Raw genomic sequence first — 20,138 nt, 5'->3', positions numbered from 1 at the left:
AAGCTCAGACGCTGAGATGGTCGCCGCGGTCGAAGAGTGCGGCCATGTCAGGCTTGGACAGGAACACCCAGGCATAGGCGGTCAGGGCCATGCCCAGCGGGCCAGCCAGTACCGCCAGCCAGGCCGCGCGCTGGCACCAGGCCAGCCCGGTGCGGCGCGACAGCAGGCGTGCGGTGTGCAGCTGCACGACGCCAAGCGCGGCAGCCAGCAGCGAAATGACCCCGTACACCGTGGCCAGTACCGCGCCATCGGCCAGCCCGCGTGAGCTGGCGACCAGGCCGATGAAACCGAGAAACGCCAGCGCGGCCATCCAGTGGAAAACCGCCAGCGCGTAGAACAGCACCTTCAGCGTCTGCAGATGGCTGGCCAGCTGCAGCTGCGCCAGGGTCTGCTGCGGCAGCGGCGGTGGTGCGACGGGTGTCGTCATGTCGTTGCACCACTTGCATCGAAGGCGGCCTTGACCTGCGGGCGCAGCAGCGTAACCAGGGTGAATACTCCCAGAACGGTGCCCAGCGGCGCGCACAGGCAGAGCAGGCCGGCCACGATCAGGCACAGTAGGTGGCGACGACGCTGGGCCAGGCAGCGTCCGGCCTGGATGACGAATGCGGCCATGCCCAGGCCACCGGCGACGAACACGGTCCCCAGCACCGTGAACACCCAGCCGAACAGGCGCTGTTCGGCCGGCGACGAGGGCTGGCCCCCGGAGTTCATCGGCAGATGGCCGCTCAGCGCACTGATGCCGAGCACGATGTACAGAATGAAAAACAGCGAGAGCAGCGCGATCAGGCCACCGAACACGTAGTGCGCGATGGACAGCGCGCGCAGGTGGTCAGCGTCCTGCCTGCTGAAGACCGGCACGGCCGCCAACGGCGGCGGTACCGGGGTGGGTGCCAAGGGGGGCGTTGCGTCCATGCGGGCTCCTCGGGGTCGGGTTCAGCCGATGCGGACGCGTTCGGCGCCTTCGGCGGTGACCACCTGGCCGATGGTCCAGTGCTCCAGGCCCTGCGCCTTGACCGCCTCGGACACCGCAGCCACCTGGTCCGGCGCGACGATCAGCACGAAGCCGATGCCGCAGTTGAAGGTGCGCCACATCTCGCTGTCGGCCACCGCGCCTTCCTTCTGCAGCCACTGGAATACCGGCGGCAGGGTCCAGGACGAGGCCTGGATGTCCAGGCCGAGGCCGTCGGGCACCACGCGGATGATGTTCTCGGTCAGGCCGCCACCGGTGATGTGGGCCATGCCGTGGATGGCGTCGCCGTGCGACTTCAGCAGCGACAGGATCGGCTTCACGTACAGGCGGGTCGGTGCCATCAGCGCATCAACCAGCTTCACGCCACCTTCCAGTTCCAGGTCGGCCGGGCGGCCGGCGCGGTCGTAGATGCGGCGCACCAGCGAGTAGCCATTGGAATGCGGGCCGGACGAGGCGATGCCGATCAGCACATCGCCGGCGGCCACGCTGGCGCCGTCCTTCAGCTCGCTCTTCTCGACCGCAGCCACCGTGAAGCCGGCCAGGTCGTACTCGCCCGGGGCGTACATGTCGGGCATTTCAGCGGTTTCACCGCCGATCAGCGCGCAGCCGGCCTCGGTGCAGCCGTTGGCGATGCCGCCCACCACCGCTGCGGCGGTGTCGATGTCCAGCTTGCCGGTGGCGAAGTAGTCCAGGAAGAACAGCGGCTCGGCGCCCTGCACCAGCACGTCGTTCACGCACATCGCGACCAGGTCGATGCCGATCGTATCGTGGCGGTTCAGCTGGTGGGCCAGCTTCAGCTTGGTGCCCACGCCGTCGGTACCCGACACCAGCACCGGCTCGCGGTATTTGTTGGACAGGTCGAACAGGGCGCCGAAGCCGCCCAGGCCGCCCATCACTTCCGGGCGGAAGCTGCGCTTGACCAGGGGCTTGATCCGCTCGACCAGCGCGTTGCCGGCGTCGATGTCGACACCCGCGTCACGGTAGGTGAGGGGGGAGGGGGCGGAAGACGGGGTGTTGGTCACGGGCGTCGGCGCTGGCAGGGGTTGAACGAGCGATTTTAACAGGCCGCATTGGCGCAAAGGCCGTATTCGGGCAACAATTCCCCCGGATTCGTCGAGCCAATGGATGTCCTGATGCGCCGCAGCCTGATTCTGACCCTGCTCCTTGCACTGAGCCTGCCGGTGGCCACGATGGCCCAGAGCGGCCTGCGCACCGAGGGAGATGTTGCCACCGCCTCGGGTGCGTACGAGGCCGAAGTGCCCGTCAACAGCCAGGCCGAAGCCGATCGCAACGGCGCCCTGGCCCGTGCCCTGAGCGTGGTGCTGGGCAAACTGTCGGGCGACCGCAACGTGATGTCCCGCCCCGGCGTGGTGCAGGCGCTGCGCAACGCCAAGGACTACGTGGCCAGCTACGACTACAAGCAGGACCAGAGCGTGGGCGCCAGCGGCGCGCCGAGCTTCAGGACCCTGCTGGTGGCCCGCTTCCGCGAGGATGACGTCGACTCGCTGGTCTCGGCGCTGGGCCTGCCGCTGTGGCCGCAGCCGCGGCCGAAGCCGGTGGTGTGGTTGGCCGTCGACGACGGCAGTGGCCCGCGCCTGGTCAGCGTGCAGCAGGCCAACGCCGCCCGCCCGCTGCTGAACCGCGCCATCGAGCGGGGTTACAAGCTGGGCCTGCCCAGCGGCGGTGCCGCCGAACAGGCGCTGGCCGGTGCCATCTGGCGCCAGGACAGTGCCGCCGTGGCCCGCGCCTCGTCGCGCTACTCGCCGCCGATGCAGCTGATCGGCAAGCTCTACCGCGCCAACGGCGGCTGGCAGGCGGACTGGGTGTTCGTCGACAACGGCCGTGAGCTGAACAAGTGGACCAGCAAGGACGCCAACGCCATGCGCGCGATGGCCGCCGGTGCCGACGGCGCCGCCGACGCGCTGGTCAGGCGCTATGCCAAGGCGGGTGCCGCCGTCGGCCAGGCCGGGACCTACCGCGTGGTGGTCACCGGCATCAACAGTGCCGACGACTACCTGCGCCTTGCCGCCGGGCTGCGCGAGGTGCCGGTGGTACGCAATGTCACCCCGCTGCACGCCTCGGCCGGCCAGCTGGAGCTGAGCCTGGAGATGACCACCGGCCTGGCCGGCTTCAACCGCATGCTGGGCGACAACGGCGTGCTGGTGCCCAGCGCGACGCTGCCGGCCCTGCCGACCCCGATCGATGACACCACCGGTGCCCCGGTGGCCGCGCCGGTCAGCAACGAGTACCGCTTGCGATGACCCTGACCCCGGAAGCCGAAATCGCGCAGTTCCTGCGCCGCCTGAAGTACATCCTGTTCGCCGGCCTGGTCGGCTGGGTGGTGTGGCTGCTGGCACCGATCCTGACCCCGTTCGTGCTGGCGCTGGCGCTGGCGTGGCTGGGCGACCCGCTGGTGGACCGCATCGAGGCCACCGGCCGTTCGCGCATGACCGGCGTTGTGCTGGTGTTCGCGGCGATGGTGCTGGTGATCGTGGCGCTGCTGCTGGTGCTGGTGCCGATGATCGAGCGCCAGATCACCACCCTGATCGCGGTCGCGCCGCAGGCACAGGCATGGCTGATGGAGAAGGGGATCCCCTGGTTCGAGCAGAAGACCGGCCTGGAAGTGATGCAGTGGCTGGATCCGGACCGCCTGATCGAATGGGTGCGCAGCCACTGGCAGCAGGCCGGCGGCTTCGCCACCACATTCATGGGCTACGTCTCGCGTTCGGGCTTTGCGATGGTGACCTGGGTGGTCAACATCCTGCTGCTGCCGATCCTGGCGTTCTATTTCCTGCGCGACTGGGACAAGCTGGTCGAGCGGGTGGCGTCGGTCATTCCGCGTAACCAGATCGGCACCATCAGCGCGTTGGCGCGCGAGTCCAACGAGGTGCTGGGCGCGTTCATCCGCGGACAGTTCCTGGTGATGCTGGCATTGGGCGTGATCTATGCCGGCGGCCTGTCGCTGGTCGGCCTCAAGCTGGGCTTGCTGATCGGTCTGATTGCCGGCCTGATCAGCTTCATACCGTACCTGGGCGCGACCACTGGCGTGCTGATGGCGGTGATCGCGGCACTGGTGCAGGCGCAGGGCTTCGATCTGAAGCTGCTGATCCTGGTGGGCGTGGTGTTCACCGTGGGCCAGCTGCTGGAAAGCTACGTGCTGACCCCGCGTATCGTCGGCGACAAGATCGGCCTGCACCCGGTGGCAGTGATCTTTGCGGTGATGGCCGGCGGCCAGCTGTTCGGCTTCCTCGGCATGCTGCTGGCGCTGCCGGTGGCGGCGGTGACCAATGTTCTGCTGCGCTATGCGCATCAGCGCTACCGACAGAGCGAGCTGTACGTGGGCGAGAAGCCGGCGATCGTGCTTGATGGCGTAGTGGACGCCCCCCATATCATCGTTCCGAACGACAAGGGCCCCGACCTGAAGTGATGGGTGTGCCGCAACTGCCGCTGGCCCTGCATTACCCGCGGGACCAGCGCCTGGAGACCTTCATCGGCGCGCCGGATGGCGCGCTGGCGCAGCTGCGCGCGATCGCGGTTGGCGCCAGCCACGACTGGGTCTACCTGGAAGGTGCGGCGGGCACCGGCAAGACCCACCAGGCGCTGGCGATGTGCTCCAGCGCCGAGCAGGCCGGGCGCCTGCCGACGTACGTGCCACTGGCCAGCGCCGCCGGCCGCGTTCGTGCAGCGCTGGATGGGCTGGACGCACGCGAACTGGTGGCGCTGGACGGGCTGGACGAGGTTGCCGGCAATCGCGAGGACGAGATCGCGCTGTTTGATTTCCACAACCGCGCGCGCGCTGCAGGTGTAACCGTGCTGTACACGGCGCAGAAGGCGCCGGGCGAGCTGGGCCTGGTGCTGCCGGACCTGCGTTCGCGCCTGGGCCAGTGCGTGCGCGTGCTGCTGCAGCCGCTGGATGAGGAAGGTCGTGCTGCGGTGCTGCGCGAGCGTGCACTGCGACGCGGCCTGGCCATCGACGAAGCGGCCATCGAATGGCTGCTGTCGCACACCGGCCGTGAGCTGGGTGGATTGATCACCCTGCTGGACTGGCTGGACCGCGAATCGCTGGCGGCGAAGCGGCGGATCACCGTGCCGTTCCTGCGCCAGGTGCTGGAAGAAGGCCGGCCTCGTTACTGAGGGTGGGGTTTGTTGGCAGGGCTGCGCCCTGCACCCGCAGAAGCAACGTCAAAAGCTGGCTTCCTGAGGGGAGGCGGGGTGGCTCAGGTTGCGGGGGACGGCGCAAGTACGTCCCTGTAGCCTCGATCGCGCCATCCATGGCGCTCACGCCCCCGCAACCTGAGCCACCCCGCCTTCGACAGGTTCCCGCGATCTGCCGGGACTGCGTACTGCACTGCTGACTGTTGACTGCTGTTGGTGGGTGTCGACCTTGGTCGACACGTGTCTTGCTTGTGGTGGGTGACGACCGTTGGTCGTCACCAGAGCAAGCGCAGCGAAGCGACCCGCTCTTGCTTTTCTTTCTTTCTTCCGTGGCTGGACGCCCACGGAAACTGTCAGTGGCCGGTCGGGGTGGGCTGCGCAGGGGCGTGAGCCGCATGGATGCGGCGACCGAGCTTACAGGGGTGAGGGCGCTTTGCTTGCGAAGCACTGCTTCGCAAGCGCCCGAACGCACAGCCGCCAGCGGCTGGGCCGGGCCCCGGAGGGGGACTTGCAGCGTCCCCTGCGCAGCCCACCCCGACCGGCCAAGCACGGCTTCTGCTTTCAATGAGTCCAGCCACGAGGGGCTCAGCCGTTCGCCGCCAGCTCCACATCCAGCGCGCGCAGGCGATCCACGGTCCCGACATCGGTCCAACGCCCCCGATGGTGCTGCCCCGTCATCAACCCCTGCGCCATGAAATGCTTCTGCAGCGGCACCACCGAGAACCTCGGCGGCAGCCGCTCGCTGCCCGGCGCATCGCCGATCACCGCGCGCCAGTCGGCCACGATCGAGGGGCGGTACACGCCGATGCCGGCATAGGTCAGGCATGGCCCTGCGCGGTCGTGGTGCAGCAGGCCCTGTGCATCCAGCCGATAGTCACCGTTCGGGTGCTGAACCGGATTGTCGACCAGCACCAGGTGTGCCTGGCCCTGCGGCTCGCGCGGCAGCGTGGCGAAATTGAAATCGGTCCAGATATCGCCGTTCACCACCAGGAACGGGGCATCGCCCAGCACCGGCAGTGCATTGAGGATGCCGCCGCCGGTTTCCAGTGGGGTCTGCCCTTCGTAAAGGAAATGCAGGCGCAGGCCCCACTGGCTGCCATCACCCAGCGTCGCCGGGAACTGCTCGGCCAGCCACGCGGTGTTGACCACTACCTCGCGTACGCCGAGCGCCGCCAGGCGCTCCAGGTGCCAGACGATCAGTGGCTTGCCGGCCACTTCCAGCAGCGGCTTGGGTGTGTGCAGGGTCAGCGGGCGCATGCGCTCGCCGAGCCCGGCGGCAAAGACCAGCGCCTTCATCGGGCCACGCGCATCGGTGCGCCCAGGTCGGCCAGCGCCGGCTTGATGCGGTTTTCCAGCAGCTGCTGCAGGGGGGCCAGCTCGCGATAGCGTGGCAGCACTTCATCCAGATAGCCGATGAAGCGCGGTGCGTCGTCCAGGTAATGGCCCTTGTTGTCGCGGTAGCGCAAGCGGCAGAACAGGCCGAGGATCTTCACGTGGCGCTGGATGCCCATCCAGTCGGCATCGCGCAGGAAGGTGGCGCGGTCGGGCACCGGCAGGCCGGCGTCGCGCGCGCGTTCGTGGTACTGCGCCAGCCACTCGTCAACGCGCTGCAGCGGCCAGCTCAGGAAGGCGTCCTTGAACAGGCTCACCGCGTCGTAGGCGATCGGGCCACGCACCAGGTCCTGGAAATCCAGCACCGCGGGGCCGTCGTCGACCGGCATCAGGTTGCGCGGCATGTAATCGCGGTGGGTCATCAGCTGGGCCTGGCCCAGCGCGTTGTCCATCAACCGGCGATGCACCAGCTGTAGCCCCTCGAGCTCACCGCAGTCCAGTTCCAGGTTCAGGTGACGCTGCAGGAACCATTCGTCGAACAGGCCGGCATCGCGCTGCAGCAGCGCTTCGCCGAACTGGCCGAAGTCGGCCGGTACCGGAATCGCCTGCAGGCGCAGCAGCTGTTCGATCGCGCGGCCGAACCATTCATCGGCGTTGCGCTCGTCGAGGATCCTGGCCAGGGTCGGGCCGCCGAGATCTTCCAGCAGCAGGAAGCCGGCCTCCAGGTCCTGCGCCAGCAATGCAGGCACGCGCAGGCCGTGGTCGTGCAGCAGGCCGCGCATGCGCAGCCACGGCCGCGGATCTTCCAGCCCCGGTGGGGCGTCCATCACGATGTGGCTGCCACGGGTGCTGGTCGTGCGCCAGTAGCTGCGCATGCCGGCATCGACCGAAGCGCGCTCGACCACCGCGCTGGCATCGTCGAGCTGGGTACGGGCCCACTGCAGGCGCCGCGCGCTGCGCTGGGGATCGGAGGCGGATTCGGTCATGCGGGCATATCCGGGGGCGCTGGGCGCGCCAACGTCGGGAACAGGAGGGGAGAAGGAGGGACGGGGTCAGCGGCGGCCGCTGAACAGGCGCAGGACGGCCAGCACGGCCACCGCGCCCACTACCGCACCGAGGAAACCGGCCGGTTCGCCGGGGGCGTACCAGCCCATGTACTGGCCGAACCAACCGGCCAGCAGTGCACCGAGGATGCCCAGCACGATGGTCAGCAGGCAGCCCATGCGGTTGTTGCCGGGCATGAAGAAACGCCCGAGCAGGCCGACCAAGAAGCCGACCAGCAGGATGTACAACCAGCTGCTGCTGCCGAACAGACCATTCATGCGCGCGGATTCCGCTTGAGTGTGGACGCAGCCTAGCAAGGCCAGGCTGCGTCCGTCACCGGTGCCGGATCAGCAGCAGCCGTGGTCGCCGTGGCGGGTGCCGCTGTCGGCAGCCACCGGCGAACCGCTGGTCTCGCCACGCAGGCTGGCGGCGTAGTGCTCGCTGATCACCTTGGACACGCAGGCGGTGACCTTCTTGCCCATCGGGATGTGCAGGAACTCATTCGGGCCGTGCGCATTGGAGTGCGGGCCGAGCACGCCGGTGATCATGAACTGCGCACCCGGGAACTTCTCACCGAGCATGCCCATGAACGGGATCGAGCCGCCTTCGCCCATGTACATCGCCGGCTTGCCGAAGAAGGCCTGGCTGGCATCGTCGATGGCCTGGGTCAGCCACGGCGCCATGGCCGGGGCGTTCCAGCCGGTGGAGGCCTTTTCCAGGTCCAGGGTGACCTGCGCGCCGTTCGGCGGGTCGCGCAGCAGCGCTTCCTTCAGCAGCTCGCCGCAGGTCTTGCCATCGGCGGTCGGCGGCAGGCGCAGCGACAGCTTCACCGAGGTCTGCGGGCGCAGCACGTTGCCGGCCGATTCCAGCGGCGGCATGCCGCCCACGCCGGTGACCGACAGCGCCGGGCGCCAGGTGCGGTTGAGCACCAGCTCGGTCAGGTCCTCGTTCATCGGACGCAGGCCGTCGACCATGGGGAACTTCTCGAAGATCTCGGTATCCACCACTTCGGCCGCGCGCCTGGCCTGTTCCAGGCGTTCGGCCGGGATTTCCACGTTCATGCCGTCGATCAGGATACGGCCGGTGTCCTGGTCCTCGATGCGCGACAGCAGCTGGCGCAGCAGGCGGAAGCTGGACGGCACCACGCCGGAGGCATCGCCGGAGTGCACGCCTTCGTTGAGCACCTTCACAGTGAAGTTGCCGCCGGTCAGGCCGCGCAGCGAGGTGGTGCACCACAGCTGGTCGTAGTTGGCGCAGCCCGAATCCAGGCAGACCACCAGCGAGGGCTTGCCGATGCGCTCGGCCAGGTGGTCGACGTAGGCCGGCAGGTCGTAGCTGCCGGACTCTTCGCAGGCCTCGATCAGCACCACGCAGCGGGCGTGCGGCAGGCCCTGGGCCTGCAGCGCCAGCACGGCGGCCAGCGAGCCGAAGATGGCGTAGCCGTCGTCCGCACCGCCGCGGCCGTACAGCTTGTCGCCGCGAAGGACCGGCGTCCACGGGCCGAGACCGTCATCCCAGCCAGTCATTTCCGGCTGCTTGTCCAGATGGCCGTAGAGCAGGATGGTGTCGTCGCCGGTTTCGGCGCCGGTCGCGGGAATTTCCAGGAAGATCAGCGGCGTACGGCCTTCCAGGCGCACCACTTCAACCTTCAGGCCGGGCAGCTGCTGGGCCCTGGCCCAGTTCTCCATCAGGGTGACCGCCTGTTCCATATAGCCGTTCTGCACCCAATTGGCGTCGAACATCGGCGACTTGTTGGGAATGCGGATGTAGTCGACCAACTGCGGGACGATTTCGCTGTCCCACTTGTCATTGACGAATTGGCCGAGCTTGGCGCTGTCCATCTGAAACTCCGGTTGCATGGGCTGATCCGGCCATTCTACGCCTGTGCCACGGGTAGGGTTTTTCCTACATCACGTCGGGTATTTGGCTGGCTTACGGAAATCCGGGAAACCGATAGGCTGTGCACATGTGGTGACGGACACTGTTCCTGCCGACGGGATTGCCGGTCGGGGCGGCCAGAATCACAGGGAGATACACGTCGTGCCTTGGAGTGTCGTGTTGAGGGCACTGGTGCTGGTAGTGGGGATCGCTGGGGCGCATGCCGCCGAACCGATCGACATCAACCGCGCCGATGCCCAGGCGCTGCAGCAGGGATTGACGATGGTCGGGGCCGCCAAGGCCGAGGCGATCGTCGAGCACCGGCGCAGACACGGCCCGTTTCATCGCGTCGAGGACCTGGCGCAGGTGAAGGGGATAGGGAAAGCGATCGTCGAACGGAATCGACAGCGGATCACCGTAGGCAACAGGTTGTTGCCGGCGGATCCGGTACCCGGATCGGTACCGGTGCGGACCGTACCCAGGCGCTGACAGCAGGAATCGTCGGAACCGGCAGGAGGCTGGTTCACCGGTCGCGGACAGGAAGGCCGTGACCACCGACCGCCGCAGGACGCGGCACCAATCACCAGGATGGTGGCATCACAGACCTGTGGAAGGGGCTGAGATACAAACAGGACAGACGCGGCCGCGTGCAGGATGCAACGCTACCCCCACAGCGCAGGATGCGAGGGGGCGGCAGCAGGCCGACAAGGACGTAACGATTGCCCGGTACGACACATGGCTGTGTCGCCGGGCAGTTTCATTTCTGGCGCCAGGTTTTGCCGCGGCCACCACGGGCCGATGGTGTACGGTGGCCGCTCTGCATGGAAAGGACCCGCGCTGGATGCTTCCGCACCGCCCCACGACCCTGATGCTCGCCCTTGCACTGGCCCTGCCGCTGCTGGCCCATGCCGCTGCGACGACACCGGCTGCCAAGCCCGCAGCCGCCACCGCCGGCACCGCCGAGGTACGCGGGCCGACCGACCTGAAGCCGGGCGAATACCTGTGGCATCCGGAAATCTCGCCGACCGGCCCGATCGTGCTGGTGGTCAGCCTCGATGAGCAGCGTGCCTACGTCTACCGCAACGGTATTGCCATCGGCCTGACCACGATCAGCTCGGGCAAGGCCGGGCACGAGACACCGACCGGCGTGTTCACCATCCTGCAGAAGGACAAGGACCACAGGTCCAACCTCTACAACAGCGCGCCGATGCCGTACATGCAGCGGCTGACCTGGGATGGCATCGCCCTGCATGGCGGCAGCCTGCCCGGGCATCCGGCCTCGCACGGCTGCGTGCGCCTGCCGCAGGCCTTCGCGCAGAAGCTGTTCAGCGAAACCCAGCGTGGCGATACCGTCGTGGTGGCCGATGCCAAGAGCTCGCCGATGACCCTGGCCTATCCGTCAGTGCTGGCGCCGGTCAATGCACGCGGCCAGGCCCTGCCGGAGACGGAGGGTGGGGCGTCGGCACAGGCCTGGTGGAACGACAGCGCGGCGCCGGCCGGGCAGGTCGGCATCCTGGTCAGCCTGCACGACCAGCGCCTGTACGTGCTGCGCGATGGCGTGATGATCGGCGAGTCGCCGCTGAAGGCCGACGCGCTGCCGGCCTTCCAGGGCACCACCCTGTTCGTGATGGGGCAGGGTTACAGCGATACGCCCAGCCCGCTGGACGTGAACCAGCGCCTGCACCAGTGGACGGCCTACCCGTTGCTGGGCCAGGACCGCGCCCAGGCCACGCCGGACCTGCTGGCCACGCCCTCGCTGCCGATGGCGCTGCCGGCCGAGTTCGCCCGCCAGCTGTACCGGGTGCTGGTGCCGGGCACGACCCTGCTGGTGACCTCGCTGCCGGCGGTCCGCCCAAGCCCGGCTGAATCCGGAATGCAGCCGGTCTTGGAATCCGAGCCGCCAGGGTCCACCCTCAAGGGCAACTGAGTCCCCTCGTTGTGCCCATGACTGCATCCCGCCTGTGCCGGCTGGCCGCGTTCGGCCTGCTGGCGACCTCGGCCAGCGCCCCGGCGCTGGCACAGACGCCCGCCCTCGCCACCAGTGCCGATGATCTGGCTGCCTTGCTGTCGCGCAGTGCGCCCAAGGCCGACCGCCACGTGTTGCAGCTGGCGGCGCAGGCCATGCGCTGTGCGTTGCAGCGGCCGGAGCTTGGCATCAACGGTGACCGACTGAGCGTTATCGATTACTCGCGACCGTCCACCGAGCCGCGCCTGTGGGTGTTCGACCTGGCCCACCAGCGCCTGCTGTTCGAGGAATGGGTGGCGCATGGCCGCAACAGCGGCGAGAACCGCACCGAGCACTTCTCCAACCGCGATGGCAGTTTCATGTCCAGCCTCGGCGCGTTCACCGCGCAGGAGACCTACATGGGCGGCAACGGGTATTCGCTGCGCCTGGCCGGGCTGGAACCGGGCTTCAATGACCGCGCGCGCGAACGCGCGATCGTCATCCACGGCGCGCCATATGTGAACCCGGCCACCGCGCAGCTGCAGGGGCGGCTGGGCCGCAGCCTGGGCTGTCCGGCGGTGCGCCTGTCGGTGGCCAAGCCACTGATCGATGCGTTGCGTGGCGGCACGATGGTGTTCGCCTATTACCCCGACCAGGACTGGTTGAAACACTCGCAGCTGCTGGCCGGCGGGTGCGGCGGCCAGGGCACGCTGGCCACGCGGTGATGCACGACGGCGCGCGGCATGATGCAATGCGTGGATGAACATCGACTCCCTGCTGCACACTCCGAGCCAGGTCATTTCCAGCCTGGACTATCGCCGCGAACGCTGGCGGAATGGACTTGGCTGGACCCGCGAGATCCTGCGCCTGCCTGCGCAGGGGAATGACTGGGCGCTGCGCCTGTCGGTGGCCGAGATCGAGCTGGACGCCGCGTTCTCCGCGTTTCCCGGCGTGGAGCGCGAGCTGGTGCTGCTGCAGGGCAATGGCGTGCGCCTGCGCTTCGAGGATGGCCGCGTGGCCGAAGTCCTGCCGCCGCATGGGCGCGTGCGCTTTGCGGGCGAGGAAACGCTGCACGGCGAACTGGTCGACGGCACCACCCACGACTTCAACCTGATGTGGAAGCGCGACCTGCTGCAGGCCGAACTACTGCATCGGCCGCTGGTGGGCGCGATGTTCTTCTTCTGCGAACCGGGCGTGGCCTGGGCGTTGCATCTGTTGGCCGGTCAGGCGGCGTTCGGTGCCGACAGTGGCCTGCCGCCGATGCACGCTGGCGATACCGCGTGGTTGGCGGCCGGTGAACGGCAAAGGCATGCGTTGCAGGGCGGGGGCGAGTTGCTGGCGATCCGGGTCAGTGCGGCGGCGGGATGATTCCTCGGCGCCGGTGGGCGCTATCCACGCATGGCGTGGATCTACGGGTGTGCGATTGCCACGCTGCCCGGACACGCCGTTCAGTAGATCCACGCCATGCGTGGATGCGGTGAGCTCAATACACATCGCGCCGGTAACGACCGGCCAGCAGTAGCGCTTCCTTGTCCGCAGTCCCCAGCACCTGCTCGATCACCGCATCCACCGCCGGGGCCATGCCCTGCAGGCTGCCGCAGACCAGGATCGTCGCGCCTTCATCCATCCACTGCCGCAGTGTTGCTGCTTCGGCCAGCAGGCGGTCCTGCACATAGCGATGCACACCGCCATCGCGGCTGAACACTGCATCCAGCCGCGCCAGCGTGCCGTCTTCCAGCATCGCCTGCAGTTCTTCACCGAAGTGGAAGTCATGCGCGGCAGTGCGCTCACCGAACAGCAGCCAGGTACGGCGCGCGCCACTGCGTACGCGTTCGTGCAGGTGCGCGCGCAGGCCGGCGATGCCGGTGCCGTTGCCGATCAGCAGCAGCGGTACCTCGGCGGCGACGCCGTGGAAATTGTCGTTGCGGCGCAGGCGCAGCTGCACCGGCGCGCCGATGACCGCGTGGTCGCACAGCCAGCCGCTGCCGATGCCGGGTGTTCCATCGGCGCGAAGCTGGCGACGCAGCAGCAGCTCCACCGCGCCGTCGGCCATCACCGAGGCGATGGAGTACTCGCGATGCGGCAGCGGCTGCAGGGTCGCCAGCAAAGCGGGCAGATCACCCGGGGGAACCAATGAGGGCAGGTGCGAGCGCGCGACACGCGCCAGCAACGTCTGCCCGTCATCCAGCACGGTATCCGCATCGAAGCATTGTGCGTCCAGCCAGGCACGCACGGTGTGCGATGCGTGCTGCGGGCCGATCTCGGCGATGTCGCCGGCCTGCCACTGCACATCTGCGCCGGCCGGTGGCCGCAGGCGCAACCAATACACTGGACCGCCGGGGCTGCCCGGGTTCAGATGTTCGCGCTGCAGTAGCGTCCACGGCTGGTATTCGGCCGGGCTCCAGTCGGGCAGTTCACTGGCGCCGCCGCCGAGTTGTCCCAGCAGCTGTTGCCAATGACGAAGCGCTGCCGGATCGGCGTTGTCGACCTCGATCGCATCGAACAGCGGATGCGCGCCGTGCTGGCGCAGCCATTGGTCAAGCTGGTGGCCGAATCCGCAGAAGTGACCGTAGCTGCGGTCGCCCAGTGCGAGCACGCCGTAGTGCAGGTGCTGCAGTGAAGGCGGCGTGGCCATCACCCCGCGCAGGAACGGCAGGGCGTGGTCGGGCGGATCGCCTTCGCCGGTGGTGCTGGCGATGAACAATGCACGCTGGCTGCCGGCCAGCAAGGTGGCGTCGACCTCATGCAGGCCGCGCACGCGCACCGGCACGCCGGCACCACGCAGGGCCTCGGCACTGCGTTCGGCCAGGTCGCGGGCAAAACCGGTCTGGCTGGACCAGACCAGCAGGATCGGTGCGGCGTCAGCGGAGGCGGCATCGTCGCGCGGGCGCCCACGCCACCACAGTGCGGCGCAGGCCAGCGCATACAACGCCGTAGCGAGCACCGCGATCTGCGACTGCCGCGCTGGCGGCGCGCCGTGCCACCACGCTTCGCCGAGATGCAGGCGCAGCAACGCCCAACCGATCAGCGCCAGCAGAAGCAGGACCAGGCCGTTGCCGAGCCAGGCGCGTGACGGCCGGGTGCTCATGCATCCTGCTCGTCGAGCAGGCGCTGGAAGGCGCTGCTGAGGAACTCCCGCGCGCCGTCCGCTGCACGCTGCAGGTAGCGTGCAGCCAGGCCTTCGCGCTCGGCCAGTGCCATGCCGTGTTCGCGACCAAGGACGGTCAGTGCGGTGGCCCAGGCATCAGCATGCATCGCGTCGTCTGCCACCACGGTGACCGCTGCGGCGACCTGGCGCACCGGCGTGCCGCTGCGCGGGTCGAGGCTGTGGCTGTAGGCCTCGCCATTGGCCTGGTACTGGTGCCAGCGATCGCCCGAAGTGGCCACCGCCTTGCCGTCCAGCGCCAGCACCCGTGGCGGGGTTTCGGTGTGCGTATCCTCTTCCGGTGCGGATTCCACCAGCACGCGCCACGGTTGGCCGTCCGGTTTGCGGCCGTAGCCGGCCAGTTCGCCGCCGACCTCGATCAATGCTGCAGCAATGCCTTGCGCGCGCAGCCACGCGGCGACGTGATCGACGCCGAAGCCCTTGGCGATCGCAGAGAGATCCAGTTCCAGTCCACCCGGTTGCAGCAGCGCATCGCCCTGCCACTGCAGGCGCCGCCAACCGCAACGCTCACGCGTGGCCTGCAGGGTAGCGTCGTCGGGCGGGCGGCGCTCGCCGGCGTGTGCACCGAAGCCCCACAGCGCAACCAGCGGACCGATGGTGGGATCAAAGGCGCCGTCACTGGCGGCAGCGATGGCCTGTGCGCAGGCCAGAACGTGGCGCGTTTCGGCGGGCAGTACACACCATTGGCCAGTGTTGGTGCGGTTGTAGCGGCTCAGGTTCGAGCCGGGCTCCCATGTGCTCATCTGCGCCACCACCGCATCCAGCCGCGCCTGGATGCCGGCATGCAGTGGGTGCAGGTCGCGCTGGCGCGGCGCGACCAGCGACACGCTCCAGGTGGTGCCCATGGTGGTGCCGCCGAGGCGGGCGATGTCGAGCTGGGGATCAGTCATGGTGATGCGTCGTGGCGGCGATGCCGGGGTGTGCCCGGCATCGTGGTCCACATCACTGCGGCAGCACTTCCAGCGTGGCGACGTAGCTCAGGCGGCGCTTGGCGGCCTGCTTCACCGAGGTCTTGTTGTCTTCGGTGCCGGTTTCCAGCCAGTACATGCCGGCTTCCGGCCAGGTCACCTTGATCTCGCCCTTGGCGTCGCTGGTGAGCTTCAGTTCGTCCTGTGCGTTGCGGTAGCGGGTGGCGCCCCGCACGATCTCGAACTCCAGGCCAGCGGTCGGCTTGCCATCGACCAGCACGCGGAAGGTGGCTTCCTCGCCGGCGAACAGGTCGTTCGGGTGACCAACAGCGACCAGCTCGATACCCCGGTTGGTCGGCTTCAGCGCGGTATCGTTCGGTGCACCGTTGGTGACGAAGGTCTCCACGCGGCCGATCGACTGGCTCAGTTCCAGCTTCTTCGCGTCCTTGGGCAGTTCGCCAAGGGTCGCCACGCTGCCGCGCCAGCGCTTGCGCTCGCCATTCTGCTCGTAGGTGGCGAACAGGCCGTCATTGACCGACGCGATGCGGTAGGTGCCCGGCTGCTTCAGTTCGATGTCGAACACACTGCGGTACTTGCCGGTGGCCGCGTTCTGCGGCTGCACGGTGCTGCCGTCCGGCGCGGTGATCACCAGCGATTCCAGCCGCAGCGGCACGTGGTTGAAGTAGAACAGGTCGTTGGAGACCGCACCGTCGACGGTGACCCACGGTGCGTTGCCGGCGAGCACGGTCTGCGAGGGCAGCAGCCAGGCCTTGTGGGCCAGGGCGGAGAAGGGAAGGGCAGCGGCCAGGGCGGCGGCGAGGACGAGCGTGCGCTTCATGCGGAGGACTCCAGTGGATGCGGGGTGATGCGGCAAGGAGAAGGGGATTACGACTTAATCCCCTCCGTCCCCATTTCAGGGTTTGACGGACAGGGTGACCTGGCCCAGTTCGGTGGCGCCCTGCGCCTTGCCGTTCTGCGCGGCGGTGGCCGGCCAGGTGAAGGGGATCTTCAGCAGTTCGCGGCCGCCGACTTCGCGCACTGCTTCGACCACCAGGGTGTAGTTGCCGGGGGCCAGCTGCTTCAGTGCCGGCTGCCTGTCGTTGAACGACAGCGCGTGCTTGCCGGCCGGGCGGGTCGGGCCGGTCACGCCGTCCACCGGCACCTGCAGGGTGCGGCCGCTCTTGCGCCACCACTGGCGCAGGTCGGGCAGCCACTTGGTGCCGTGGCCTTCGCTGTTGCTGGTCTGCTGGTACCAGACCGACAGGTTGGCCGCGACCTTCTGGTCGGCGCCTTCCAGCCACACCGCCACATACGGGCGGTGGTATTCGGCCACGTTGAGCTTGGGCACTTCGACGTTGATGTCGAGGGTGGTGGCATAGGCCGGCGAGGTGGCCAGCAGGCCGCTGAGGGCGATGGTCAGGGTGACGCGCATGGGGCGGCTCCGGAGGAACGGATGGAATTCACGGTGGAAGTCAGTGGATCAGCAGCAGGGCGATCAACAGCGGGATCATCAGGCCGAGGCCGACCAGCGGCCAGGTCATGCGCCGTTGCCGCGCATGCAGGTGCAGCAGGAACAGGCCGGTGATGCAGAACACCAGGCAGGCCACGGCGAACAGGTCCAGGAACCAGCCCCATGCGGGGCCTGCGTTGCGGCCCTTGTGCAGGTCGTTGAGGTAGGAGACCACGCCGCGCGAGGTCGATTCGTACTCCACCGCGCCGGTTTCGCGGTCGATGCTCAGCCAGGCGTCGCCACCGGGGCGCGGCAGCGACAGGTAGATCTCCTCGGCCGACCATTCGGCCGGGCGGCCGCCGATGGCGATGCCCAGCTGCGTGTCCAGCCAGTGCCGGGCCGGGCGCGGGATCGGCGCGTTGCCGTCTTCGCGCGTGCCGAGCTGTCCAAGCAGATCGGCCGGCAGTTCCAGACGCTGATTCTGCACCTGGGGTTTGGCCTCGATCTTCGCGGCATGGTTGAGCGTCAGGCCGGTCACCGCGAACAGCAGCATGCCGATCAGGCAAACCGCGGAGCTGATCCAGTGCCACTGGTGCAGCGTCCGCAGCCAGAAGCCACGGTTCTGTTGCTGCTGCACGGTGGAAAGGGCGGGACGGCTCACGGCACGGTTCGAGGCGGACGGGGACTGCCCATTACATCATTGATGAGAATAGCTCGCAATTGCGTATCGTTCTGTATCCCGGAGCAGGCATTCCGGGGTGCCGGCCAGCGGCCGGCACTACCGGTAGATCCACGCCATGCGTGGAGCAGGAGCAGGGCGCGGCGATCAGAACTTCGCGTTCAGCGAAATCCAGTAGCTGCGCCGCTGGTCCTTGGTCGCATAGTCGTCCACGCAGTTGAATTCGCTCTGGCTGATCAACAGGCACGACTGCGAGACGAAATCCTTGTCGAACAGGTTGTTGACCCGTGCGTTCACCGTCAGCCAGGGCGTGGCCTTCCAGCTGCCACCCAGATGGAAGATCGTGTAGTCCTCGTAGTAGCGGGTGTGGCTGGCGCCGTTGGCGTCCAGCAGCGTGTCGCGGTAGCGGTCGTAGCGGCCCTCGCCGATCAGCGACAGGCTTACCGCTTCGTTGACCTGCCAGTTGAGGCTGGCGTTGGCCATGTGTTTTGCCGGCATGGTGCCGCTGATCGGCAGCCCCTTCTGTGCGCCACGGGTCTGCTCGCTCCTGGTCCAGGTGTAGTTGCCGCGCAGCTGCAGGGTGTCGAGCAGGTCGACGTGGGCGGCCAGTTCGGCACCCCGCGTTTCAGCCTTGTCAATGTTCACGCTTTGGGTGAAGGTGCTGTAGCCCAGTGCGGCCCAGCCTGGGCCGATGTCCACGCAGTAGCCGCTGCCGGCGCGCGCCACTTCGCAGTTGGGGAAGGTGCCGCCGCTGGCGATCTTGTCCTCGAATTTGTTGAAGAAGCCGGTCACGTTGAAGCCCCAGCGCTGGCCCTCGTAGTAGGCGGCCAGCTCGTAGTTGGTGCTGGTTTCAGGCTTCAGGTTCGGCGAACCCACCAGCGGCAGCACGCCCTGGCCACCGAAGCCGGTGATGCCCGGGAACAGCTGGTCCGGACGCGGGGTCTTGTAGCCGGTGCTGACGCCGCCCTTGAATGTCCACGCATCGCTGGCGTTCCACACCAGGTAGCCACGCGGGCTGACGTGGCTGCCGAACACGTTGTGGTCGTCGTAGCGCAGGCCGAAGGTGGCGGTGAGGGTGTCGGTCAGCGCCCAGTTGTCCTCGGCAAACAGCGCCCACATGCGGTGTTTCTGCTTGACGTTGCTGCGGTAGCCGGCGCCATCCATGCCAAACACACCGTCGACCATGTCAGTGTGGTTGTACTGGCCACCCACCGTCAGCGTGTGCGCGCCGAAGTCCAGGTCGAGCATCGTATCGAGCACGTAGCCTTCCAGTTCCATGCTGCGCAGCGGGCGCGGCAGGAACGCCTGCAGGCGCGCCGTCTCACTCGGGTTGAGGGCGGCCAGGGCGTTGCCTCGGCCGGCCGCACAGTGGTTGGCGGCGCCAGTGCGGCGGCAGACGTCATTCCACAGCGTCTGCAGGTTGGCGCGCTCGTCCAGGGTCAGCGGCAGCGAACGACCCAGGTTGTTGCTCTTGCTGTGGGTCAGTGAGGTCTGCCAGGTGCCGAAGCTGTAGCGGCCCTGGTGGGTCAGCGACAGCTGATCGCGCTCGTAGCGCTGGTAGGCGGTGTAGCCCACGCGCGGCTGCACCACGCGACGGGTGACGGTGCCGCTGCCGTTCGGGTTGGGAATGACCGCATTGCCGACGCGCCACAGGCTGGCCAGGCTGTCGAGGGTGCCTGTCTGGCCTTCGCTGTTGTTGTATTTCTGCCGCGACACGTCGTAGTCCAGCCACAGTTCGTGATCGTCGTTGATGCGGAAGTCCAGGCGCACACCGGTGTTCCAGTTGGTGTTGGCGACCGACTTGCCGCCACCGCCGAAGCCGATGCTGCGCTCCCACGGCGTACCGTCGGGAAGGGTCAGTGCATCCCATTCCGGGTTCGATGCCTTGGCATCGTAGTAGCTGCCGCGTACCGCCAGGCTGAGGCGGTCCTTCAGCAGTGGGCCGCTCAGGTAGAGGTCGGTGGTGCGCGCATCGCCGAACTGGTCGTCCTGCTGCACGGTGAAGCCTTGGGTCACCGAGCCGTGCCAGCTGTCCTGGTTGCGGCGGGTGATGATGTTGATGACGCCGCCCATCGCATCCGAGCCGTACAGCGTGGACATCGGCCCGCGCACGACTTCGATGCGTTCGATCGCCTCCAGTGGCGGCAGGTAGGCGAACTGGCCGCCACCGAAGTTGTTCGGGTAGATCTGGCCGACATTGCTCTGGCGACGGCCGTCGATCAGCACCAGGGTGTACTCGGACGGCAGACCGCGCATCGACACGGTGGCGCGGCCGTTCTTGTCGGTCGCTTCCAGGCCCACGTCGATGCCTTCGACGTCGCGCAGCGCATCGACCAGGCTGGTATACGGGCGCTTGCTCAGTTCCTCGCGGCTGACCACGCTGATGCTGGCCGGGGCATCGATCACCTTCTGTTCGAAGCCGGAGGCGGTGACCACCACCTTGTCCAGTGCCTGCGGGGCGCCGACGGCGTCACCGTGGGCGAAGGCGGGGCTGGCGAAAGCCGCGAGCACGGCGCTGGTCAGCAGGGTACGGGACAGGGACGAACGGACACGATGGCGCTGGGCCATGGCAATTACCTCGAAGAATGCAGGATGGCGCGATGCCGTGCGC

General features: G+C 67.9%; 20 protein-coding genes. 7 read left to right on the top strand and 13 right to left on the bottom strand.

The window, feature by feature from the left end; all coding sequences use genetic code 11:
* Positions 1–4: 4 nt before the first annotated feature.
* The 3 genes from AC5P5V_RS03050 to purM are packed head-to-tail and all read right to left on the bottom strand — an operon-like array spanning position 5 to position 1,992.
* On the bottom strand, positions 5–427 hold the full coding sequence (locus tag AC5P5V_RS03050; RefSeq protein ID WP_061480737.1) for a hypothetical protein: 423 nt from the start codon (positions 425–427) through the stop codon (positions 5–7).
* The gene (locus AC5P5V_RS03045; RefSeq protein WP_061480736.1) at positions 424–912 is read right to left on the bottom strand and encodes a hypothetical protein; all 489 of its coding nucleotides are present in this window, start codon (positions 910–912) and stop codon (positions 424–426) included. Before AC5P5V_RS03045 ends, AC5P5V_RS03050 begins: the two co-directional genes overlap by 4 nt.
* Positions 913–933: 21 nt before the next feature.
* Positions 934–1,992, bottom strand: coding sequence for a phosphoribosylformylglycinamidine cyclo-ligase (gene purM / locus AC5P5V_RS03040; RefSeq protein ID WP_061480735.1), 1,059 nt, complete (start codon positions 1,990–1,992; stop codon positions 934–936).
* Positions 1,993–2,091: 99 nt separating this feature from the next.
* Here purM and AC5P5V_RS03035 point away from each other — a divergent pair, with 99 nt between their 5' ends.
* The 3 genes from AC5P5V_RS03035 to hda are packed head-to-tail and all read left to right on the top strand — an operon-like array spanning position 2,092 to position 5,104.
* Positions 2,092–3,231, top strand: a complete 1,140-nt coding sequence (locus tag AC5P5V_RS03035) for a DUF2066 domain-containing protein (protein ID WP_061480734.1) — start codon at positions 2,092–2,094, stop codon at positions 3,229–3,231.
* Complete coding sequence (locus AC5P5V_RS03030) at positions 3,228–4,397, top strand: AI-2E family transporter (RefSeq protein ID WP_005415573.1); 1,170 nt, start codon at positions 3,228–3,230, stop codon at positions 4,395–4,397. The genes AC5P5V_RS03035 and AC5P5V_RS03030 overlap by 4 nt, the downstream gene beginning before the upstream one ends.
* Positions 4,397–5,104 carry a DnaA regulatory inactivator Hda gene (hda, locus tag AC5P5V_RS03025; protein ID WP_053500213.1) on the top strand — a complete coding sequence of 236 codons (708 nt, stop codon included), beginning with the start codon at positions 4,397–4,399 and terminating at the stop codon, positions 5,102–5,104. The genes AC5P5V_RS03030 and hda overlap by 1 nt, the downstream gene beginning before the upstream one ends.
* A 606-nt stretch (positions 5,105–5,710) precedes the next feature.
* On the opposite strand, the gene murU is transcribed toward hda, so the two are convergent.
* The 4 genes from murU to AC5P5V_RS03005 all read right to left on the bottom strand — a co-directional run bounded on the left by murU (position 5,711) and on the right by AC5P5V_RS03005 (position 9,342).
* Positions 5,711–6,421: an N-acetylmuramate alpha-1-phosphate uridylyltransferase MurU gene (gene murU / locus AC5P5V_RS03020; protein ID WP_134969025.1), complete on the bottom strand. Its 711-nt coding sequence runs from the start codon at positions 6,419–6,421 to the stop codon at positions 5,711–5,713.
* Positions 6,418–7,443 carry an aminoglycoside phosphotransferase family protein gene (locus AC5P5V_RS03015; RefSeq protein WP_134969026.1) on the bottom strand — a complete coding sequence of 342 codons (1,026 nt, stop codon included), beginning with the start codon at positions 7,441–7,443 and terminating at the stop codon, positions 6,418–6,420. The genes murU and AC5P5V_RS03015 overlap by 4 nt, the downstream gene beginning before the upstream one ends.
* 66 nt (positions 7,444–7,509) lie before the next feature.
* The gene (locus tag AC5P5V_RS03010; protein WP_061479236.1) at positions 7,510–7,779 is read right to left on the bottom strand and encodes a GlsB/YeaQ/YmgE family stress response membrane protein; all 270 of its coding nucleotides are present in this window, start codon (positions 7,777–7,779) and stop codon (positions 7,510–7,512) included.
* Between the two features lie 69 nt (positions 7,780–7,848).
* Positions 7,849–9,342 carry a M20 family metallopeptidase gene (locus AC5P5V_RS03005; protein WP_134969031.1) on the bottom strand — a complete coding sequence of 498 codons (1,494 nt, stop codon included), beginning with the start codon at positions 9,340–9,342 and terminating at the stop codon, positions 7,849–7,851.
* Between the two features lie 199 nt (positions 9,343–9,541).
* On the opposite strand from AC5P5V_RS03005, the gene AC5P5V_RS03000 reads away from it, so the two are divergent.
* From AC5P5V_RS03000 to AC5P5V_RS02985, 4 genes are all read left to right on the top strand, one after another.
* Positions 9,542–9,868 (top strand): ComEA family DNA-binding protein, encoded by a 327-nt coding sequence (locus tag AC5P5V_RS03000; RefSeq protein WP_032953992.1) that lies wholly within the window; start codon positions 9,542–9,544, stop codon positions 9,866–9,868.
* Positions 9,869–10,220: 352 nt separating this feature from the next.
* Positions 10,221–11,306, top strand: a complete 1,086-nt coding sequence (locus AC5P5V_RS02995; protein WP_134969027.1) for a L,D-transpeptidase — start codon at positions 10,221–10,223, stop codon at positions 11,304–11,306.
* 17 nt (positions 11,307–11,323) lie between these two features.
* The gene (locus AC5P5V_RS02990; protein WP_134969028.1) at positions 11,324–12,049 is read left to right on the top strand and encodes a murein L,D-transpeptidase catalytic domain family protein; all 726 of its coding nucleotides are present in this window, start codon (positions 11,324–11,326) and stop codon (positions 12,047–12,049) included.
* A gap of 34 nt (positions 12,050–12,083) precedes the next feature.
* Positions 12,084–12,692: a HutD/Ves family protein gene (locus AC5P5V_RS02985; RefSeq protein WP_134969029.1), complete on the top strand. Its 609-nt coding sequence runs from the start codon at positions 12,084–12,086 to the stop codon at positions 12,690–12,692.
* Positions 12,693–12,807: 115 nt separating this feature from the next.
* Here AC5P5V_RS02985 and AC5P5V_RS02980 read toward each other — a convergent pair whose 3' ends face one another.
* The 6 genes from AC5P5V_RS02980 to AC5P5V_RS02955 form a co-directional block, all read right to left on the bottom strand.
* Complete coding sequence (locus AC5P5V_RS02980) at positions 12,808–14,412, bottom strand: sulfite reductase subunit alpha (protein WP_231352593.1); 1,605 nt, start codon at positions 14,410–14,412, stop codon at positions 12,808–12,810.
* Entirely contained in the window at positions 14,409–15,380 is a 972-nt protein-coding gene (locus tag AC5P5V_RS02975; protein ID WP_134969322.1) for an FAD:protein FMN transferase, read from the bottom strand. Before AC5P5V_RS02975 ends, AC5P5V_RS02980 begins: the two co-directional genes overlap by 4 nt.
* Before the next feature lie 52 nt (positions 15,381–15,432).
* The gene (locus AC5P5V_RS02970; protein WP_134969321.1) at positions 15,433–16,236 is read right to left on the bottom strand and encodes a DUF4198 domain-containing protein; all 804 of its coding nucleotides are present in this window, start codon (positions 16,234–16,236) and stop codon (positions 15,433–15,435) included.
* Positions 16,237–16,311: 75 nt separating this feature from the next.
* Positions 16,312–16,830, bottom strand: coding sequence for a DUF2271 domain-containing protein (locus AC5P5V_RS02965; RefSeq protein WP_134969320.1), 519 nt, complete (start codon positions 16,828–16,830; stop codon positions 16,312–16,314).
* Positions 16,831–16,870: 40 nt separating this feature from the next.
* A complete protein-coding gene (locus AC5P5V_RS02960) occupies positions 16,871–17,509 on the bottom strand; it encodes a PepSY-associated TM helix domain-containing protein (protein WP_061479228.1) in 639 nt (212 codons plus the stop codon).
* A 165-nt stretch (positions 17,510–17,674) separates the two neighbouring features.
* Complete coding sequence (locus tag AC5P5V_RS02955) at positions 17,675–20,095, bottom strand: TonB-dependent receptor domain-containing protein (protein ID WP_134969319.1); 2,421 nt, start codon at positions 20,093–20,095, stop codon at positions 17,675–17,677.
* Between the last annotated feature and the right edge of the window lie 43 nt (positions 20,096–20,138).

The organism is Stenotrophomonas sp. YJH_SMC_130, from assembly GCF_059369035.1.
This window is presented reverse-complemented; position numbering and strand designations above follow the sequence as displayed.

Coding starts and splice junctions, on each gene's coding strand:
- hda (WP_053500213.1), top strand. CDS start 4,397: ATGGGTGTGCCGCAACTGCCGCTGGCCCTGCATTACCCGCGGGACCAG.
- AC5P5V_RS02970 (WP_134969321.1), bottom strand. CDS start 16,236: ATGAAGCGCACGCTCGTCCTCGCCGCCGCCCTGGCCGCTGCCCTTCCC.
- AC5P5V_RS02990 (WP_134969028.1), top strand. CDS start 11,324: ATGACTGCATCCCGCCTGTGCCGGCTGGCCGCGTTCGGCCTGCTGGCG.
- AC5P5V_RS03015 (WP_134969026.1), bottom strand. CDS start 7,443: ATGACCGAATCCGCCTCCGATCCCCAGCGCAGCGCGCGGCGCCTGCAG.
- AC5P5V_RS02975 (WP_134969322.1), bottom strand. CDS start 15,380: ATGACTGATCCCCAGCTCGACATCGCCCGCCTCGGCGGCACCACCATG.
- AC5P5V_RS02965 (WP_134969320.1), bottom strand. CDS start 16,830: ATGCGCGTCACCCTGACCATCGCCCTCAGCGGCCTGCTGGCCACCTCG.
- AC5P5V_RS02985 (WP_134969029.1), top strand. CDS start 12,084: ATGAACATCGACTCCCTGCTGCACACTCCGAGCCAGGTCATTTCCAGC.
- AC5P5V_RS03035 (WP_061480734.1), top strand. CDS start 2,092: ATGGATGTCCTGATGCGCCGCAGCCTGATTCTGACCCTGCTCCTTGCA.
- AC5P5V_RS02980 (WP_231352593.1), bottom strand. CDS start 14,412: ATGAGCACCCGGCCGTCACGCGCCTGGCTCGGCAACGGCCTGGTCCTG.
- AC5P5V_RS02955 (WP_134969319.1), bottom strand. CDS start 20,095: ATGGCCCAGCGCCATCGTGTCCGTTCGTCCCTGTCCCGTACCCTGCTG.
- murU (WP_134969025.1), bottom strand. CDS start 6,421: ATGAAGGCGCTGGTCTTTGCCGCCGGGCTCGGCGAGCGCATGCGCCCG.
- AC5P5V_RS03045 (WP_061480736.1), bottom strand. CDS start 912: ATGGACGCAACGCCCCCCTTGGCACCCACCCCGGTACCGCCGCCGTTG.
- AC5P5V_RS02995 (WP_134969027.1), top strand. CDS start 10,221: ATGCTTCCGCACCGCCCCACGACCCTGATGCTCGCCCTTGCACTGGCC.
- AC5P5V_RS03030 (WP_005415573.1), top strand. CDS start 3,228: ATGACCCTGACCCCGGAAGCCGAAATCGCGCAGTTCCTGCGCCGCCTG.
- AC5P5V_RS03050 (WP_061480737.1), bottom strand. CDS start 427: ATGACGACACCCGTCGCACCACCGCCGCTGCCGCAGCAGACCCTGGCG.
- AC5P5V_RS03010 (WP_061479236.1), bottom strand. CDS start 7,779: ATGAATGGTCTGTTCGGCAGCAGCAGCTGGTTGTACATCCTGCTGGTC.
- AC5P5V_RS03005 (WP_134969031.1), bottom strand. CDS start 9,342: ATGGACAGCGCCAAGCTCGGCCAATTCGTCAATGACAAGTGGGACAGC.